Source organism: Rhizorhabdus sp. (assembly GCF_018006725.1).
Taxonomy (GTDB): domain Bacteria; phylum Pseudomonadota; class Alphaproteobacteria; order Sphingomonadales; family Sphingomonadaceae; genus Rhizorhabdus.
This window is the reverse complement of the sequence record NZ_JAGMXV010000016.1, coordinates 1-19,291: the sequence shown is the minus strand read 5'-3', so window position 1 is coordinate 19,291 and position 19,291 is coordinate 1. Positions and strand designations below refer to the sequence as shown.

General features: G+C 65.8%; 10 protein-coding genes and 1 pseudogene. 7 read left to right on the top strand and 4 right to left on the bottom strand.

Annotated features, from left to right (window positions below; translation table 11 throughout):
* Positions 1–100: 100 nt before the first annotated feature.
* The 6 genes from KAY22_RS04320 (at position 101) to KAY22_RS04295 (ending at position 15,940) form a co-directional block, all read left to right on the top strand.
* A complete protein-coding gene (locus KAY22_RS04320) occupies positions 101–1,789 on the top strand; it encodes a ShlB/FhaC/HecB family hemolysin secretion/activation protein (protein ID WP_296620420.1) in 1,689 nt (562 codons plus the stop codon).
* Complete coding sequence (locus KAY22_RS04315; RefSeq protein ID WP_296620418.1) at positions 1,789–1,914, top strand: hypothetical protein; 126 nt, start codon at positions 1,789–1,791, stop codon at positions 1,912–1,914. Before KAY22_RS04320 ends, KAY22_RS04315 begins: the two co-directional genes overlap by 1 nt.
* A complete protein-coding gene (locus tag KAY22_RS04310; RefSeq protein ID WP_296620415.1) occupies positions 1,907–5,014 on the top strand; it encodes a CHAT domain-containing protein in 3,108 nt (1,035 codons plus the stop codon). Before KAY22_RS04315 ends, KAY22_RS04310 begins: the two co-directional genes overlap by 8 nt.
* Positions 5,015–5,059: 45 nt before the next feature.
* On the top strand, positions 5,060–13,225 hold the full coding sequence (locus tag KAY22_RS04305; RefSeq protein WP_296620413.1) for an Ig domain-containing protein: 8,166 nt from the start codon (positions 5,060–5,062) through the stop codon (positions 13,223–13,225).
* 104 nt (positions 13,226–13,329) lie between these two features.
* Complete coding sequence (locus KAY22_RS04300) at positions 13,330–14,568, top strand: putative DNA modification/repair radical SAM protein (protein ID WP_296620411.1); 1,239 nt, start codon at positions 13,330–13,332, stop codon at positions 14,566–14,568.
* A gap of 10 nt (positions 14,569–14,578) precedes the next feature.
* A complete protein-coding gene (locus KAY22_RS04295; protein ID WP_296620409.1) occupies positions 14,579–15,940 on the top strand; it encodes a UdgX family uracil-DNA binding protein in 1,362 nt (453 codons plus the stop codon).
* A 48-nt stretch (positions 15,941–15,988) separates the two neighbouring features.
* On the opposite strand, the gene KAY22_RS04290 is transcribed toward KAY22_RS04295, so the two are convergent.
* Positions 15,989–16,162 carry a Thivi_2564 family membrane protein gene (locus KAY22_RS04290; RefSeq protein ID WP_296620407.1) on the bottom strand — a complete coding sequence of 58 codons (174 nt, stop codon included), beginning with the start codon at positions 16,160–16,162 and terminating at the stop codon, positions 15,989–15,991.
* 192 nt (positions 16,163–16,354) lie between these two features.
* Between KAY22_RS04290 and KAY22_RS04285 the strand changes: the two genes are divergently transcribed.
* On the top strand, positions 16,355–17,440 hold the full coding sequence (locus KAY22_RS04285) for an FAD-dependent oxidoreductase (protein ID WP_366514062.1): 1,086 nt from the start codon (positions 16,355–16,357) through the stop codon (positions 17,438–17,440).
* Positions 17,441–17,444: 4 nt separating this feature from the next.
* On the opposite strand, the gene KAY22_RS04280 is transcribed toward KAY22_RS04285, so the two are convergent.
* The 3 genes and pseudogenes from KAY22_RS04280 to KAY22_RS04270 form a co-directional block, all read right to left on the bottom strand.
* Positions 17,445–17,789: a GAF domain-containing protein gene (locus KAY22_RS04280; protein WP_296620402.1), complete on the bottom strand. Its 345-nt coding sequence runs from the start codon at positions 17,787–17,789 to the stop codon at positions 17,445–17,447.
* 311 nt (positions 17,790–18,100) lie between these two features.
* Positions 18,101–19,030, bottom strand: coding sequence for an electron transfer flavoprotein subunit alpha/FixB family protein (locus tag KAY22_RS04275; protein WP_296620400.1), 930 nt, complete (start codon positions 19,028–19,030; stop codon positions 18,101–18,103).
* Positions 19,027–19,291 (bottom strand): annotated as a pseudogene (locus tag KAY22_RS04270) (electron transfer flavoprotein subunit beta/FixA family protein); the annotation flags it as partial. The pseudogene KAY22_RS04270 and the gene KAY22_RS04275, both read right to left, overlap by 4 nt.

Sequence of the window (19,291 nt, the reverse complement as noted above, 5' to 3'; positions counted from 1 at the left end):
GGATCGCCGACAGGGGAAATCGGGGGACGTCTTGCGCAGTCCGTTCAGGCCCGCTGCCATATTGGCAGCTTGTTTCTTTGCTTCGTCGATGGATTCGGCCGTGCTGGCCCAGATCCAGACGCCGACCGGTCAGCAGATCGCGCCCGGCCGCGACGAGCTCAATCGCACGACGCAGCAGCCGGCTCCCGGGCCTTCGCGTCTTACCATCGACGGCGATATCGAACGGGCACCTTGCGCGCTCGATGCGCCGGCCTACGCCAATATCAAGGTGACAATCACCGAGGCGCAGTTCGCCAATCTTCAGGGCGTTTCGGCGGAGGAGTTGAAGGCCTCCTATGCCTCGCTGCTCGGCGCCGACCGTCCGATCGCCACGATCTGCACGATCCGCGATGCCGCTGCCACCGCGCTGCGTCGCAAGGGCTATCTCGCGGCCGTGCAGGTGCCGGTGCAGCGGATCGAAAATGGCGTGGTCAAGTTCCAGGTGCTGTTCGCCAAGATCGTCGCGGTGCGCGTGCGTGGTGACGCGGGGCCGGCGGAAAAGCTGCTGGCGGGTTATCTGTCGCACCTGACGCAGGACAGCGTCTTCAACCGCTACACCGCCGAACGCTATCTGATCCTGGCGCGCGACGTCCCCGGCTATGACGTCCGTCTCGCGCTCAAGCCCGCAGGCGGCGCGCCGGGCGAGCTGGTCGGTGAAGTCAGCGTGACGCGCACTCCGGTCGAGGTGAATTACAGCCTCCAGAATTTCTCCGCGCGTAGCTCGGGGCGCTGGAACGGCACCTTGCAGGGCGCGGCCTATGGTCTGCTCGGCGGCGACCGGCTGACTGCGTCGGTCGGCAGCACCGCCGACTTCAAGGAGCAGCGGCTCGTCCAGCTGGGCTACGACACCCGGATCGGTTCGGAAGGGCTCGTTCTCAGCGGTAACTTCACCTACGCCTGGTCGAAGCCGGATGTCGGTGGTGCGATCAGGCTGCGGGCGCGAACGCTGTTCGCCACCGGCGAAACCCGCTATCCGTTCATCCGCACCCAGGCCTTCAGCCTCTCGGGTGCGGCTGGTCTCGACTATCTGAATCAGGTCGTTACCTTCAACGGTCAGGATCTCACGCGCGATCGTCTGCGCGTCGGCTATCTCCGTCTCGACTTTGACGCGGCCGATATTGCCGAGCGGCGTTTCCCCAGCTGGCGCGCCTCGGGTTCGGTAGAGTTCCGGCAGGGCCTGGACATTTTCGGTGCATCTCCATCGGTTCCGACCGTTCGGCCGCTACCCGCCGGATATGTTCCGCCGGCACGGCTCGACGGCGACAAGACGTCGCGGCTGGTCCGCGCATCCGCCTCGCTCGAATATGCGCTCGGCAAGGGCTATTGGATCGCGGCGACGCCACGCGCGCAATATGCGTTTGATCCGTTGTTCAGCTTCGAGGAATATTCGGGCGGCAACTTCTCGATCGGGCGCGGCTATGATCCCGGCACGATCATCGGCGACAGCGGTCTGGGCAGCGGCTTCGAGCTGCGCTTTCCTCGGGTGCAGCCTTTCCAGAAGGTCAACCTCAACGTCCTGCCTTATGTGTTTACCGACGTCGCGTTGACGTGGAACAAGCAACTCGGCCGGGACGATCTCGATGCGCTCTATTCGGTGGGCGGCGGTCTGCGGGCGATCCTGAACAATCGCTTTCGCATCGATGGCACGATCGCCGTGCCGCTGAGGAAGGCCGGGTTCCAGACGAAGAACAAGGATCCCCGCTTCCTGATATCGCTCACGACCCAGCTCTGGCCCTGGGAGCGGCGCTGATGTCCGCCCCTGCCGCGCCTCTGCCCAAGCTGGCGGCGCGGGAGGCGTCGATCGGTTTTCATGTCCATTTCGCGTCCGGGCGCAAGAATCCCGTGATGCTCCGGGAGGATGTCCTTCATGCGTAATCGCCGCTCCGCACTCGGCACGGTGCTGATCGCCTCGCTGGCCTTGGTTCTGCCGGCTCCCGCCATCGCGGCGCAGTCGACCCCGCTTTCGCTACGCAACAGCTTCCGGATCGGCACCACGGGCGTGCTCTGTACGGCGCAGAACCGGTCGGTCGGGCCGGTCCTTGCGACCATGTTCGACCGCGGCTATCGCGTCGTGTGTCGCGATGCGGCGTCCCCGGTCGGCCGCCTGTTCGCCCTGCGCAAAAATGGCGACGATCCGGTCCAGCGCGTGATCGCCAGCGCCGATGCGCCGCTGACCTGCCAGCGCCCGGAAGCGGTGGACATCGAGGGGCTGGGTAAGGTGCAGATGCGCGAATGCGTCGATGCCAATCAGCTGTCCTACAAGATCTACATCCATTCGGACGCACGCAGCGATTATGTTGCAGCCGGCCTCGGCGGCTATGACAGCGCCATGCAACTGGGCCTGCGGACCCTCGTCGCCGATCGCATCGTCAAGGGCGAGGTGCAGGTGGCGACCACCTCTGCCGGCGATCCCGCAGCCTTTGCCCGCGTGCAGGCGGGCGCGCTGGACAGCGAAAGCGCGCTGGCCGAAGCCTATGCGCGCAACAACGACGGTTCCTATGCCGAGGCGGCGGAATTTTTCGAGGCGCTGGTCGAGCGTGACGCCGGCTCGTCCAAGGCCCAGTCGCGCCTGTCCGAATATCTTGCCAACCAGGCCCTTCAGGAATCGAACCAGCGAAATTTCTCCACGGCGGATGCGCTGTTTGCGCGTGCCGCGACGCCGTCGGCGCTCGTCGATCCGGTGGTCGGGCGCATGCTGCGCAACTTCTATGCGATCCATTATCTGAACCAGGGCAAGCTGGACCGCGCGCTTGCGGAACTCGCCAAGCCGGTTGCCGAGATCGAGGCGGTTCAGACCGCCGACGCCAAGCTTGCCCAAGGCGAGATCAGCGAGACTGTGGCCGACGACCTCAACCGCGAGGGCGGAGCGATCAACCAGGTCGCCGGGCTCGACGGGTCGATCCAGCCGTTCGAGCGCGCCCAGATCCTCGACGCGCAGGCGCTGCTCCTGCGTGGCGTCGTCTTCCGCGCGCAGAAGAAATATGCCGAGGCGCGCACCAGCTTCGACGAAGCCGTCACGGCGATGCAGGCGGTGCGCGAAGGCAAGATCAACAGCACCGGCTGGCTGCGGTCTAGCGTGCAAAGCGAACTGGCGCTGACCGCCGAGGCCGAAGGGCGCATCGAGGAGGCCGAGCGGCTGTTCGCAGACTCGTTGCAGGTGGTGGAGATCCAATATCCGAACACCGCCGTCGCGCTGGGCGCCAAGGCGCGTTTCGCCGGCTTCCTGAGCCGTCACGGGCAGGGTGACCGGGCGATGACGCTCTATGGCGAGCTGATCGGGGCGTCGGAAAATGTCCCCGGCGCGATGTCGTCGATCCGGACGCTGCTGCGTCCCTATTTTCGCCTGCTCGCCGAGCGGTCGGCCAGCGATCCCAAGGCCGTCGCGCAGATGTTCACCGCCAGCCAGCTGATGCTGCGGCCGGGCATCGCCCAGACCCAGGCGCTGCTCGCGCGCGAATTGTCGGGCGGCGATGACGAGGCGGCCGGCCTGTTCCGTCAGTCGGTGACGCTGTCACGCTACATCGCCCGTGCGACCGGCGACGTGGCGCGCCTCGCGTCGCTGCCGGCGCCGACTCCGGCCGATCGCACCGCACTGGAAGAAGCGCGCGGGCGCCTTGCCCGCTATTCGCGCGACCAGACCGCGCTTCAGGCGAAGCTCGCCAAATTCCCGCGCTACCGCGTCTTGTCGCCCTCGACGATGGGCGTCGATGAATTGCAGAAGGCGCTGCGTCCCGGCGATGGCTATTACAAGGTCACGCTTGTCGGGCAGGATGCCTACGCTATGTTCGTTTCACCGACGGTGGCGAAGGCGTGGAAGCTCGACATCACCACCAAGGAGCTCGAGGACACCGTCGCCAAGATCCGCGACTCGGTCGTGAAGATCGAGAATGGACAGGTCGCCACCTATCCGTTCGACGTTGTTCTGGCGCGGAAGCTCTATGTGACGCTGATGCAGCCGGTCGATGCCGAACTGCATCAGGTGCGAAACTTCATCTTCGAGCCCGATGGCCCGCTGCTGCAGCTGCCGGCGAATTTGCTGCCGATCGAACAGGCGGGTGTCGATGCCTATCTGGCGCGGCTGAAGAAGCCCAATGCCGACGATTTCGATTTCCGCGGGGTCGCCTGGCTCGGCCGCGAGCGGGACGTCTCGACGGTGGTCAGCCCGCGCTCCTTCGTCGACGGGCGCGATGTCGCCAGCTCCAAGGCGGCGATGGGCTATCTGGGCATGGGCGAAAATGCGCGCCCGGCGCTCAACCCCTTCTTCGTGCCGCCACCGTCGCAGGCCGACGAGTGCGCGTGGCCGCTCAGCAACTGGAACAACCCGATCTCCTCGTCCGAACTCTATCTCGCGAGCGGCATCATCGGCCAGGACAAGTCGAAGCTGGTCGTCGGGGCGGACTTCTCGGATTCGACCATCATCGGCATGAACGATCTGGCGCAGTACCGGATCATCCACTTCGCGACGCACGGCCTCGTCACGGCGCCGCGGCCGGAATGCCCGGCTCGACCGGCGCTGCTGACTTCGTTCGGCGGCGGCACGTCCGATGGCCTGTTGTCGTTCAAGGAAATCTTCGACCTCAAGCTCGACGCAGACGTTGTGGTCCTGTCGGCCTGCGATACCGCCGGCATGGCGACGGTCGGCGCGACCCGCGAGGCGGGTGTCACGACCGGCGGCAACTTTGCGCTCGATGGTCTCGTACGTGCTTTTGTGGGCGCGGGCGCTCGGACCGTCGTTGCCAGCCACTGGCCGGTGCCGGACGATTTCAACGCCACGAAGCGGCTGATCACCGGCCTCTTCACCGCGCCGCCAGGGACGCCGATGGCGACGGCCATGCGGAATGCACAGGTGGGATTGATGGACGATCAGAACACGTCTCACCCTTATTACTGGTCGGCCTTCGCGATCGTCGGCGATGGTCAGCGGGCGCTGCTTCCGGCCACGGCGGCAGCGGGGACGACATCGACGGCGCAGTAACGGGGCGCATTGATACGGGCGGGGATTGGTTCGTTGGGGGACGGCATGACAAAGCGGGGCACGGGACGCGGTAACGGACAGCTGGGCAGTGAACCGTCGCTGCTCCGGCGAGGCAAGGCCGATCCGTTCGGACGCGCGGCGCGCGGTGGCGGCAACAGCCGGACGCTCACCTCCGCGCTGGCAATGGCTACGATCCTTGCCTTCCCCGCCCGTGAGACTCTCGCTGCGAACGGCGCCTTCGCCGGCAGCGCCAGCGCCGGTGCGGGCGTCTTCATTTCGCAAAGCGAAAGCACCGACACGATCACGGTCAGCAATGCGACCTCGATCATCACCTGGACGCCCACCGACACCCAGTCCGGCGGCGCGGCTATCGACTTCCTTCCTTCGGGCACCACCGCCAATTATCGTAACGATCCCTCGCTGCAGGGCGGTTTCACCGTCCTCAACCGCATTCTCCCGAACGATCCGACCCGCGCCGTCGCCCTCAACGGCGCGATCAACAGCCGGCTCTATGACGGCAGCAACAATCTGATCGGCACCGGCGGCAATGTCTGGTTCTACAGCCCGGGCGGACTTCTCGTCGGGGCTTCCGCCTCTATCGACGTCGGCGGGATCGTCCTGTCCAGCGTGCCGATCGACTTCGGCGGGTCGGGTCCCAACCCCGATGTCGTCTCGCTCGGCGCCAGCGATGCCGGACGCACCGTGGAAATCCAGACGGCCAACTTCCAGGCGTCGAACTATGTCGGCGTGCTCGCGCCGCGCATCGTCCAGTCGGGCACGGTCGCCTCGCAGGGAAGTGTCGCTTATGTCGCGGCCGAGCAGGCCGACCTTACCTTCTCCAACGGCTTGTTCGACATCTCGATCCCGGTCGGCACCGGATCGGCCGATGCGCTGACGCATGACGGCACGACCGTCGTCACCCCGCAGGGTTCGGGTACGAGCCGCGGAATCTATCTCGTCGCGGTTCCGAAGAATCAGGCGCTGACCATGCTGCTCACGGGTGGCTCGCTCGAATTTTCGGAAGCCGGTGGCGCCTCCGTGTCCGATCAGGGTGTCGTCCTGTCTGCGGGCAACGATGTCGTGTCCGGAGGTTTCGGTCCGTCCGGACCGCCTGCAGCAGCGGGCACTGGTACGGTACGCGTCCAAGGCGGATCGGTTGGTGCTCGTGCCTATATCGGCGCGTCGCGTGATCTCACCATCTCTGGCACGACGTTCACAGACCAGGCTGCGATCGATGCCGCTAATGGCAGCGGCACGGATATCGTGATCGATACGACAGCCGGCAATGTCAGCGTGGCTGGGCTTCTCTCGATCGAGACCGGCGTAGTAGAGAGCAGCAGCTCGGTAACGGGCGGCAACGTTTCGCTGCTCGCGGGTGCTGGCGGCACCATTTCGGCGGGATCGGTTAGCATCGCCACCAGCGCCAATGGCGGAGACGGCGGAACGGGCACGGCAGGTAACGTCACCGTCCAGGCGCAGGGCACCGGCGCGGCCATCAATATCGGGGCGTTGCTGAGCATCGAGGCCGATGGTGGCAGTGGCGCCGTGTCGGGCAGCATCAACGGAGGCGACGGGGTCGGTGGCCGCGTGCTGGTCAACGCGCTGACCGGCGGTGCGATCGCGTCGGGCAGTCTCGATGTCAGTGCGTCAGGTTTCGGTGCAGGAGCCATGCAGGGCAGTGGCGGCAATGGCCTGGCGGGCGAGATCCTGCTGACCGCGACGGACGGGCAGATCAGCCTGACCGACAGCGGAGTCGCTTCCCTCGTCGCGCTCGGCCGTGGCGGCGGAAGCAGCAGCGGTGCCGGGGGCAGTGCCCTGTCCGTTTTCCCCGGCGAGGGCACGAGCCGCGGATATGTCGGGATAAGCGCTTCGGGCGGGACGGGCAGCATCGATTTCGGTACCGCGCAGAACCCGGTGGGTCTCTTCGTCGACACCTCCGCCAATGGCGGCGACTCGATGGGTGGCAGCCTGTCCGGCAATGCCCGGGGCGGTGGTTTCGACATCATTGCGTCCAACGGCGCGACGGTTACGGTGCGTGACACACTTTCCTTTGCTGGCGACGCAACGGTTGCCAATGGCGAATCCAACGGCGGCGGCAGCGCGACGGGCGGCCGCTTCGGTGCCCGGGCGGATGGCGGGACGCTCACTCTGGCCGGGGTGAGCATCGCTATGGACGGGGCCGGTGGTGCAAACCTCTTCGGCGCCGGCGGCACCGGAACGGGTGGCAACGCCAGCGTGGTCGTCGCGTCCGGTGGGTCGATCGACTTCGGCGGAAGCGTCTTCATGTCCGGCTCCGGTACGGGTGGCGGCTCCCCGGTGACGGACGGTGGAGCGGGTCTTGGCGGTGACCTGATCTTCGGCGGAGGAGCCGGCACGATTACCGCCAACTCGGGGGTAAGTCTGTTCGCCAACGGCTATGGCGGGCAGGGCGAGACGAGCGGCGGCGATGGCCAGGGCGGCATCGCCAATATTGCGGCAATCGGTGGAACCACCATGACGGTTGGCAGTGTGCTGCTGATTGCCGACGGCGGCGGCGGCGATGCGGTGACCGGCGGGGTCGCGCTGACCAATTCGGTGGGCGGTGCTGGTACGGGCGGCTTTGCCGGCGTCACGGTCCGCACAGGCAGTGCGGTCACGATGGGCAGTGCGACTATCCAGTCGAACGGGCAGGGCGGGGGCGGCTATAGTGGTGGCACGGGCCAGGCCGGTTTCGATCTGATCAACGGCGGCAACGGCGCCGCCATCACGGCCTCGGACGGGACGATCGACATCACCGGGGTAACGGTGACACTGAACGCCAATGGTGTGGGTGGATCCAGCTTTGCCGATGCGGCTGGCACCATCGGCGATGCGGGCGAGGGCATTGGCGGCGACGCCAACATCGCTGGGCTGACCGGGGACAGCGCACTGGGCAGCGTCACTGCCAGCAGCACCGAATTCTTCCTCAACGCGACTGGGTCAGGCGGCTTTGGCGGAAATGCAGCTGACGGAGCCGCAGGTGGTTTCGGTGGATCAGCAACCGGCGGATCCATTTTCCTCGGCGCGCAGGCCGGGCTCGGTCGGCTCGATCTGGGCGGTCCGGTCACGCTGAGCGTGGGCGCCACCGCCGGGTCGGGCGGAACCGGTGGCGGGGTCGCCTCGGGGCCGACGCAGGGCGGTGCCGGCGGTGCGGGCGGCGATGCGACGGCGGGTTTCGCGCAGGTCGGTTTCGTCAGCGGTCCCGACACGGTCGATACGCAGGGGCGCGTGCAATTGGCTGGCGTCACGGTCTTCGCTAACGCCGATGCGGGCGCCGGCGGTACCGGTGGCACGTCGGCCGAGGCTGGTCAGGGCGATGGCGGTGCCGGCGGCTCTGCGACGGGCGGACAACTCGCCCTCTTGTCGCGCGGCTCGAACGCTACGGATCCGGGGCTGAGCATCTCGGGCCAGGTCACATTCACGGCCAACGGTACCGGCGGGGATGGTGGCAGCAGCGAAACGACGGGTGCTGGCGGTAATGGCACCGGTGGTTCTCTGGGCATCGAATCGACCACGCGGTTCAACCAGCCGACGGTTCTGGGAGACATGCTGCTCAATGGCGTCGTCGCCAATATGAGCGGCACCGCGGGCATGGGGGGCGTCTCTGGCCTCTCCACGGCCGGGACCTTCTCGATCCTCGCCAATGGTGGCGACATCACTTCGAGCGGAGCCGTGTCGATCTTCGGCAGCGGTGCCGATGTCCCACCGAGCGATCCTGACAATCTGATCAGCGCGACCGATGGCGCGATCCTGTTCAACAACCCATCGGGCACCGATCTGGCGATCGACATGCCCGCTCGCGGCATCACCTTTGCCGTCGCAGGTACGGGTACGATCACCGCTGCGGAATATTCGCTCAACACCGGCACGGTCACCGGTGAATGCAACATCAACGCGACCTGTTCCTCGCCGCCCCCGCCGCCGACCTCGCCCGGCTTCGATACGCCCGGCAGCCTGCCCGATGCGGAAACCGGCAGCAGCTACAACCAGTTCATCGCCGCGGCCGGCGGCGTTTCGCCTTACAGCTTTGCGGTTACCGGCGGTACGGTTCCACCCGGTTTGACGGTCGATTCCGCCGGCAACATCACCGGTATCCCGACCGAAGTCGGGCCTTATACCTTCGAAGTCACCGTCACCGACGCAAACAACCAGACCGGATCGATGATGTTCTCGATCACGGTGCAGCAGGGAGCGATTTCTCCTCCCCCGCCGCCGCCGCCTCCGCCTCCGCCGTCGGGTTCGTTCGGTTTCGCCGGTGATCCTGGGCAGCTATCGACCCAGGACTATGATATCGTCCGCTCCGCCGGCAGCGACACGATCACCGTCAATGCACCGACGGCGATCATCAACTGGGCTCCCGACGATGCAGGCGTGGGCGGCGGAGACATCGTCTTCCTGCCCTCGAGTTCGTCTGTTCTGTTCCGCAATGCGGTCACGAACACGGGCGGCTTCACGGTTCTCAACCGGATCCTGCCGAACGATCCGTCGCGCCGGGTTGCTCTCAACGGGACGATTCAGAGCCGCCTATACGATTCGAACGACAACCTCACGGGTACGGGCGGCAATGTCTGGTTCTACAGCCCCGGCGGCATCCTGATCGGCTCTACGGCGCTGATCGATGTCGGCGGCCTCGTCCTGTCGAGTGTCGATATCGGCTTCTCCGATCCGTTCAACTCGAACCCCGACCTCATCTCAATCGAATCCCCTCTGATTCCCACCGACCCCAATGCGTCGATCGGAATCGAGTCGGACGATGTCAGCGCCGATGGCTATGTCGTGGCGCTGGCACCCTCGATCAATCAGGGTGGTACGGTCACCGCCAACGGCAATGTGTCCTATGTCGCAGCGGAAGAGGCCAGTATCGATCTGACCGGCCCGACCGACATCACGGTCGTGACGGGCACGGGGCAGGTCAACGCGATTACCCATGGCGGCACGACGAACGTCCTCGCGGACGGAGCGGTGTCGCGCACAGTATCGCTGCTCGTTGCGCCGAAGAACCAGAGCGCCGTGCTCGACATGGGCGGCGGCAATATCGACTTCACGCTATCCGGCGGGGCCGATCCCTTCTCGCAGAGCATCCTGATCGGTGCCGGCGCAAATCTGGCTCCGGCGCGGATGACACAGGCCAGCGGAGGACTCGCCGGCGGCAGCGTGATCGTTCGCGCTGGCGAGTTCAGCAGTGTCGGCCAGGTCGGTACCAGCATCCTTTCCGCTGCGCCGCTGTTCCTGACAGGCGGCACCACCTTTGGCGGGGACCTGTCGATCGGCTCGATCGGCGGGGGCGTCACCTTCGGCGTGACCGATGGGGCGAGCTTCTTCGATGGCGGGGTTTCGATCAACTCCGCCGGTAATGTGGTCATTGCCGCCAGCGGCGCCACCGGATCGCTCAATTTCGCGGGTGACGTATCGGTCGACACCAGCCGAAGCGAATCGGGCGAAGGGGTCGGCGCTTCGGCGTCCTCGGTCACCATTGAGGCGAATGGCCAGGATTCGATGGTCGAGATCCTCGGCAATCTCGAGATCTTCACCTCGGCCTTCGGGGGCGGAGCGACCAGCGGTGCGGGCGGCGCCGGCACCGGTGGCGCGATCCTGATTTCGGCGATCAACGGTTCGATCAACCTCAACGGCGCTACCTTCACCGCGATTGGCTCGGGCGGTTCGGGGGGCACGGCTGGCGGTGTCGGCACGGGCGGTTCCTTGACGATCAACGCGAGCGGCGGGGGAATCAGTTTCGCCGGTCCCATACAGGCCAACCTTGCGGGCTCCGGCGGCGTCGCGACCGCTGCCGGCGGCACCGGCGGAAATGCCACGGGCGGCGGTTTTTCGGCAACGGCCGGCGGCGGGACGATCGGCTTCGGCAACCTGAGCGTCAGCGCCAATGGCGAGGGCGGCACGTCCATCGGCGGCGTCGGTGGCATCGGTACGGGCGGCAATGTCTTCATCACGGCGGCCAACCACGATATCTCCATGGGCCTGGCCGACCTCGGCGCCACCGGTTTCGGCGGCATGGGGCGCAATGGCGGCGGTGAGGGCCGCGGCGGCACGGTCCTGGTCCAGGCCAATAACGCCACCACCATCAGCGCCACGACGCTCAACCTGACCGCCATAGGTGTCGGCGGCAACAGCGGCTTCAATTCCTTCTCCGACGCTCCGGAAGGCGCTGCCGGCGGGTTGGGGCGTGGCGGTGGCGCTGCCATCCAGGCAAACCGCGCCACGATCACTGTGTCGAGCAGCGCGCAGGTCGATACCAGTGGTGAGGGCGGCAGCGGCGACAATGGCGGTGACGGCCTGGGTGGTACGGCGACCGATTTCTCGCTCGGCTCTTATGTAGATACGACCTCGGGCACGCTCAACTTCAACGGTTCGGGCATCACGATCCTGTCCAACGGAACGGGTGGCCAGGCCCGGGCGAGCGCCAGCGGCGTCGTCGGAACGGCCGGTGCCGGGCGCGGTGGCTATGCCGAACTCTTGTCGTTCCGCGACTCGGCCAATCCGTCGACCAGCACGATCAACGCCACCACGGCCACGGTCTCGGCAAGCGGCTTTGGTGCTTCGGCCGGCACGGCAAGTGCGAGCGGAACGACGGGCGGCATCGGAGGTGAGGCGACCGGCGGCGAAGTCGTGATCGGCGGATATGCCGGCTATTCGACGGTTTCCATCGGTACCACGGTCGCTCAGGCGATCGCGATCGGCGGTCTCGGCGGCGATGGCGTCACGGGTGCGACGGGCGGGGCCGGCGGCCGCGGCGGTGACGCCACCGGCGGTCGGGTCGACCTGGGCATCTTCAGTGGTCCAACCACTACCGTAACGCAGGGCAATGGCAGCTTCGGCAACACCCAGATCGCCGTCTACGCCGAAGGCGGCGATGGCGGTACGGGCGCGGCTACGAACGCTGCCGGGGTCAATGGCGTGGGCGGCGCGGGCGGCAATGCCGTAGGTGGTTCCACGGCCATTCTCGCCCGGGGTGTCCCGGTGACGCTGGGTACCACGCTCGTCAATGCCAGTGCTACGAGCGGAAGCGGCGGGACGGGTGCAGCGGGACCGGGGGGATCCGGTACTGCGCAGGGCGGAAGCTTTGCGGCCATCGCCTCCTATCGATTCGATGGCGACACCGGCAGCAACTATCTGCCGCTCACTGCCGGCGACCTGACGATCAGTTCGATCAATGGCGACGTATCCGGATACGGACCGCTTTCGGCGGCCGGCAGCTTCCTGATCAACACCGCCGGTGGCGATCTGGAAGTCCTTACCAACGTACAGGTGGCCGCGGGTGGGACTGCCACCGCACCCGAGCCGTCGGAGGTTTCGGCGGGCAACGGCACCCTGTCGATCAACACGTTCGCGCTGAACGGGAGCGGGCCGATCGGCTTCTTCCTCGACCCGAACGGTACCTTGTCCATCCAGACCTGCACGGTGAACAGCCAGGCATGTGCGGCGCCAGTTCCGAGGAACCCACCTCCGCCACCTCCGCCGCCGCCGCCACCGCCACCGCCGCCACCGCCACCGCCTCCGGTGTCGCCGCCACCTCCTCCCGAGGTGCCGCCGCCACCGCCGCCGGTATCGCCTCCGCCTCCGCCGGAGGTCCCGCCGCCTCCGCCGCCTCCGCCGCCTCCGGTGTCGCCGCCGCCTCCGCCCGAGGTGCCGCCGCCGCCGCCACCTCCTCCCGAGGTGCCGCCGCCGCCGCCTCCCTCCGTGGAGGAGCCGGTGGTGATGCAAACGGTCATGCGTGAAACGACGATCATCACGACCAGCATCCAGTCCTCGTTGACGGGCACGCGGGTCGCGGGAGGAAGCGTCGGTACCAGTTCGGGCGGTCTGGCCGGCTTCGGCTCATCGTCCGGAGGCGGTTCGACGACGTCGTCCGGCTCCAGTTCGAGTTCTGGGTCCAGCTCCTCCTCCGGCTCTTCCTCGAGCGAGGCTTCGGGCGGAACGGGTTCTGCCAGCAGCAGCGCCGCTTCGTCCGATTCCGGATCGGGTGAAGGCAGCGTAGCCGACGAGGGTGGTGATGAGGACGGCAGCGAGTCGAGCAGCGCAGGCGGCTCGGGCAATTCGGTTGCAGGACCGAATGTCCTGATCGACCTCAGCCGGGTCGGATCGCCCAATGTCGAGGTCGACACGCCGATCACTTCAGGCGGCAACAGCAGCCTGTGGCCTGGTGCAGACGGCGTGGCCGACGTTCCGGGCAACTAGGGCGCGGGCCGGGCGGGGGTTCGCGCCAGGGCCAAAAGCGCCGCGTCCGGCCTTCCCTTAGGGGTGGGCTGGACGCAGCTGCCATGTGAACATATAAAGAACACATGGCTCAGCTGGATGTTCGTCAGAAGCTCGAAATTCTTGCCGACGCGGCGAAATATGATGCGTCCTGCGCGTCATCGGGCACGAGCAAGCGTGACTCCCGCGGGGCTGCGAAAGGGATCGGTTCGACCGAAGGCATGGGCATCTGCCATGCCTATGCACCCGACGGACGCTGTATCTCGCTGCTGAAGATATTGCTGACCAACAGCTGCATCTTCGACTGCCATTATTGCATCAACCGGAAGAGCTCCAACGTCCGCCGCGCCCGCTTCACGGCGAAGGAGGTGGTCGACCTCACCCTAGCTTTCTATCGCCGCAATTATATCGAGGGACTGTTCCTGTCCTCGGGCATCATTCGATCGTCCGACTATACGATGGAGCAACTGGTCGAAGTGGCGCGCAGCCTGCGCGAGGATCACCAGTTCCGGGGCTATATCCACCTAAAGACGATTCCCGATGCCGATCCGGGCTTGATCGAGGCCGCCGGCCACCATGCCGACCGCATCTCGATCAACGTCGAACTGCCTACGGCGGCCGGGCTCGAAAGGCTGGCACCGGACAAGTCGGTTTCGCGCATTCGGGGCGCGATGGCGGGCATGAAGACCGCGATCGAGGACGGCAAGGACGCATCGCGCCGCTATCGCTCGGCTCCGAAATTCGCCCCTGCCGGACAGTCGACCCAGATGATCGTTGGGGCCGACGCTGCCAATGATCGGGACATTGTACATACGGCCAGCGGGCTCTACGATCGCTTCGCCCTGCGGCGCGTCTATTATTCGGCGTTCAGCCCGATCCCGGATGCTTCGGCGGTGCTTCCTCTGAAGCGTCCGCCGCTGATGCGCGAGCATCGGCTCTATCAATCCGACTGGCTGATGCGCTTCTATGGCTATCGGCCCGCCGAGGTGGCGCAGGCCACCGACGAGCAGGGCATGTTGCCGCTCGATATCGATCCCAAGCTGGCCTGGGCGCTCAAGGCCCGCGAGCAATTTCCCGTCGACGTCAACACCGCGCCGCGCGAGCTGCTGCTGCGGGTACCGGGGTTGGGGGTGAAGGCGGTCGATGCGGTCATCGCCTCACGCCGCTGGCGCAAGCTGAGCCTTGCCGATGTGGGCCGGCTTTCCCGCTCGATCGCCAAGCTGCGTCCCTTCATCGTCACCACGGACTGGCGCCCGACTGCTCTGATCGATCGGATCGACCTGCGCACACGCGTGACCGAGCAACTGGAGCTGTTCGGCGCCTGAGCCGACCGCCATGTATCGCATCCTGCTTCCCCAGCCCGACGATGTGGCCGCCTGGCGCGATGCGGCGCGGCGGGCGGCGATGGCGGGCGTGGATCCGAGCGAGCTGCTGTGGGAGGTCGAGGGTGAGGGAGGCGACCTCTTTGGCAGCACCCCCACGCCTTTGCCCGAGCCGACACGATCGCCCTTTGCCGTGTCGCGGCAATTTCTCCGACTGGCCGAGGACGTCGTGCCCCATCGGGAGCCCGAGCGCTTTGCCCTGCTCTACCATATGCTGCTGCGCCTGCTCGATCAGCCGGGCTCAATGGCGGACGAGGCCGATCCGCTGCGGCGGCGGCTCGATCTGCTCGCCAAGGAGGTAAGGCGCGACATCCACAAGATGCGCGCATTCGTCCGCTTTCGCGAGGTGGATGACCGCTACGTCGCCTGGTTCGAACCCGACCACCACATCGTTCGTGCCAATGCAGGCTTCTTCGTGCGCCGGTTCGCGACCATGCGCTGGTCGATCCTGACACCCGAATTGTCGACCCACTGGGACGGCAGCAGCCTGAGCGAGGGGCCCGGTGCCCAGCGGACCGATGCACCCGATGGCGATCCCGTCGAGGCGCTTTGGAAAGGCTATTATGCCTCCATCTTCAATCCCGCCCGACTGAAGGTCGGCGCGATGCTGAAAGAGATGCCCCGAAAATATTGGGCCAACATGCCCGAGACGGCGTTGATTCCCGAGCTCATAGCGGGTGCTCGCGCTCGCGAAATCGAGATGGTGGAGCGGTCGATGCCGCGAGGCAATGCGGATCAGGCCTGGCAGGCACTACGCGCCGAAGCAGCCCAATGCACGCGCTGCGATCTGTACCGCTGCGCCAGCCGGACGGTGTTTGGGGAGGGGCCGGTCGACGCCGATATCATGGTGGTGGGGGAACAGCCCGGCGATCAGGAGGATCTGGCGGGGCGGCCTTTCGTGGGGCCGGCAGGACAGGTGTTCGACCGCGCTCTCGGCGATGCGGGCATCGATCGCTCGCGGATCTACGTCACCAACGCGGTCAAGCATTTCAAATTCGAACCGCGTGGAAAGCGGCGCATCCATTCCAGGCCGAATGCGGGAGAGATCAAGGCTTGTCGCTGGTGGATCGATCAGGAGCGCGCGATCGTTGCGCCACGCCGCATCATCATGCTGGGCACCACCGCCATTCATTCGCTGACGGGAAAAGCGAGTTCGCTGACCTCGGTTCGGGGTGAAACGATCACGCTGGATGGTGCGGCAGAAGGTCGAGCGACGATCCATCCCAGCTATTTGCTGCGGCTGCCCGACGAGGAGAAAGCCGAGGAAGAATATGCCCGGTTCGTTGCGGACCTTCGCTCGGGGGCGTCGCTCTGACCGAGCAAACGCCCCCTTTGCTACCTAAAACAACAAAAGTTAACCGGATTAGAGTCCAACCCCGGCAAGCAGACCGAAGGCCTTGAGCAGCCAGAGGACAACGATGATCACGACGACGACGTTCAGGATACTTTTGATCTTCGCGTCCATCGGGATGTAATTGTTGACCAGCCACAACAGAACACCCACGATGATCAGGACGACAATAACGTTGATAAGCATGGTCATTCATCCTCGTTTTCTGTGATTCTGTCGCTACGAACCCGGAACAGCGACGAATGTTCCTTCGAGGGTTGCTAGCCTGTGCCGATTGAAAGGGGGGCGAGCATGCACAGGCGGAGATTCTTGGGCGGGGGATTGGCTGCCGTAGCCGGCGCAAACTTGTCAGGGGGACGCTCCGCTGCGCAACGCCCGATGCCCATGTTTGACCCGATCGGCACGATTACGCCGATCAGGGCCCTGGTCGACCGGATCTTCCGGATAACGGTCTGTCTGCGCCCGTTTCGCGCACAGGGACCGCGGCTCGATGTTGAGCGGGTGGGACGTAAGCTGGTCGTCCACAATTATGGCCATGGCGGCAGCGGTTGGTCGCTCAGCTGGGGATCGGCCGAAATCGCGGTACGCAAGGCCATGATGGCGCACCCGCGCGAGATAGCGGTGATCGGGGCGGGTGCGATCGGCTTGACCAGCGCCATTGCGGCGCAGCGGGCCGGGGCGCGCGTCACCATCTACGCGCGCGACCGCTTCCCAGATGTGCCATCGGCTCGCGCAACCGGCAGCTGGACGCCTGACTCCCGGATTGCGATGGCGGATGCGGCGGGCCCGGAGTTCGGCTCCCTGTGGAGCGTGATGGCCCATGAAAGCTACGCCAGATGGCAAAGCTTCGTCGGGCTTGCCGGTCAGCCTGTACTGTGGAGTGACCGATATACGCTTTCCGACCTTCCGCCCGACGAGATGCGCGCCGAATTGCGCAGGCATGACGTGGCCGGGTTTGCGCATTTTTCCGATCTGATCGAAGACATCAGTCCCCGCTCGCAGCTTTTCGGGCCCGGCGCGCATCCGTTCCCAACGCGCTATGCACTGCGCAACAGCCAGATGACGTTCAACATCGCGGCGCTCGCCCACCAGCTGACGCAGGATTTTCTTGCAGCCGGCGGACGCTTCGAGGCCGTGACCTTCGAACAGCCCTCCGACTTGGGTCGGTTGCGCGAGAAGGTGGTCATCAACTGTACCGGCTATGGCGCGCGCGCTTTGTTCCGGGACGAGAGCGTGCGGCCGGTGCGGGGCCAGATAGCCTGGCTGCTGCCGCAATCGACGGTGGATTATGGGCTATTCTATCGAAACGTCAGCGTCCTCGGTCGATCGGATGGCATCGTCGTGCAGGACATGGGCCCCGACGACCGTTTCGGGCTGGACAGTGCCGACGAGCGCCCGGACCGCGAAGCCGCCGAGGCGTCTGTCAGGCGCATTGCAGAGCTCTTCGGAGCCATGGCGAGCTAGTCGCTCAGTCGCGCCAGTCGCGACGCGACAGCTCCAGTGCGATCAGTCCGGCGAGAAGATCGAAGCAGAGCAGGGCATTGCTGTTCGAGAGGCGGGCCGGCTTGGGATCCACGGCGAACAGCGTTCCGAAGAAGCCGCCGTCCTGAACCACGATCGGCGCGGATATATAGCTGCGAAAACCGTACAGGCGTGGCGTGGGATGAGCGCGGTACAGCGGATCATTGGTGATGTCGTCGATGATGATGGCCCGACCGTGGCCACGAACCTCGTCGCAGATCGTCGTCTTGAGAGAAAGTTCATCGCCAGCGGAAATGCCGAGACCGATTCGGTCCGAAATCGCACAGGCCATCCAACGATCAGGCGTAACGCGACAGATACCGGCAAATGCCATGCCGCTACGCGCCGATGCGAGATCGAGGACCGACGGAACCGCGTCGATCGAGCGTATCGCCGCGACATCCTCTTCCAGAGTTCGGCTTATCAGCAGGCCCTCCCCCGGCAAACGTCGGGAGCAGGCACTCTAGGCGCGGCATGACGCTACGGCAATCTACCTAAGCGATATTATGAAAAGATGGTTCCCAAAATGGCACCCCGACCCTCAAAGGAAGGGGGACGGAAACCGATGGCTCCCGTCCCCCTCTATTGCGTCTGTGGCGTCGATCAGAGCTTGCCGGTCAGTTCCGGCACGACCTTGAACAGGTCGCCCACGAGGCCGATGTCGGCGACCTGGAAGATCGGCGCCTCTTCGTCCTTGTTGATCGCGATGATCACCTTCGAGTCCTTCATGCCGGCCAGATGCTGGATCGCACCCGAGATGCCGACCGCGACATAGACTTCCGGAGCGACGATCTTGCCGGTCTGGCCGACCTGATAGTCGTTCGGGACATAGCCCGCATCGACCGCAGCGCGCGAGGCGCCGACGGCGGCGCCCAGCTTGTCGGCCAGCGGTTCGATGATCGAGTGGAAGTTCTCGCTGTTCTGCAGCGCGCGCCCACCCGACACGATCACCTTGGCGGAGGTCAGTTCAGGACGCTCGGACTTGCTGATCTCGGCACCGACGAAGCTCGACAGACCGGCATCGCCCGCACCCGACACGGCCTCGACCGCGCCCGAACCACCCTCGCGGGCGGCCTTCTCGAACGAGGTGGCGCGAACCGTGATCACCTTCTTCGCATCCGACGACTGCACGGTCGCGATCGCGTTGCCGGCATAAGTAGGCCGGGTGAAGGTGTCGGCGCTTTCGACCGACAGGATCTCCGAAATCTGCATGACGTCGAGCAGCGCAGCGACGCGCGGCGCGATGTTCTTGCCGTTAGCCGTTGCCGGCGCGACGAAGGCATCGTGGTGCCCCATCAGTTCGACGACGAGCGGCGCGACATTCTCGGCCAGCGCATTGGCATAGGCCGCGCCGTCGGCGACGTGAACCTTGCCGACACCGGCGATCTTCGCAGCGGCATCGGCCACTGCGCCGACGCCTTCGCCGGCGACGAGCAGGTGGACTTCACCGAGCTTCGAGGCGGCGGTCACTGCCGACAGGGTGGCGTCCTTGACGGCGCCGCCCTCATGTTCGACCCAAACGAGCGTCTTCATGCCGCAACTCCCAGAGCCTTGAGCTTGGCCGCCAGTTCATCGACGTCGGCCACCTTGATGCCGGCCGAACGCTTCGGCGGCTCGGAAACCTTGAGCGTCTTCAGGCGCGGAGTGACGTCCACGCCATAGTCCGCCGGGGTCTTCTGCGCGAGCGGCTTGGACTTCGCCTTCATGATGTTGGGCAGCGAAGCATAGCGCGGCTCGTTGAGGCGAAGGTCGGTGGTGACGATCGCCGGGGTCTTCAGGCTCACCGTCTCGAGG

Coding starts and splice junctions, on each gene's coding strand:
- KAY22_RS04295 (WP_296620409.1), top strand. CDS start 14,579: ATGTATCGCATCCTGCTTCCCCAGCCCGACGATGTGGCCGCCTGGCGC.
- KAY22_RS04275 (WP_296620400.1), bottom strand. CDS start 19,030: ATGAAGACGCTCGTTTGGGTCGAACATGAGGGCGGCGCCGTCAAGGAC.
- KAY22_RS04300 (WP_296620411.1), top strand. CDS start 13,330: ATGGCTCAGCTGGATGTTCGTCAGAAGCTCGAAATTCTTGCCGACGCG.
- KAY22_RS04310 (WP_296620415.1), top strand. CDS start 1,907: ATGCGTAATCGCCGCTCCGCACTCGGCACGGTGCTGATCGCCTCGCTG.
- KAY22_RS04285 (WP_366514062.1), top strand. CDS start 16,355: ATGCCCATGTTTGACCCGATCGGCACGATTACGCCGATCAGGGCCCTG.
- KAY22_RS04290 (WP_296620407.1), bottom strand. CDS start 16,162: ATGCTTATCAACGTTATTGTCGTCCTGATCATCGTGGGTGTTCTGTTG.
- KAY22_RS04305 (WP_296620413.1), top strand. CDS start 5,060: ATGACAAAGCGGGGCACGGGACGCGGTAACGGACAGCTGGGCAGTGAA.
- KAY22_RS04280 (WP_296620402.1), bottom strand. CDS start 17,789: ATGGCCTGTGCGATTTCGGACCGAATCGGTCTCGGCATTTCCGCTGGC.
- KAY22_RS04315 (WP_296620418.1), top strand. CDS start 1,789: ATGTCCGCCCCTGCCGCGCCTCTGCCCAAGCTGGCGGCGCGGGAGGCG.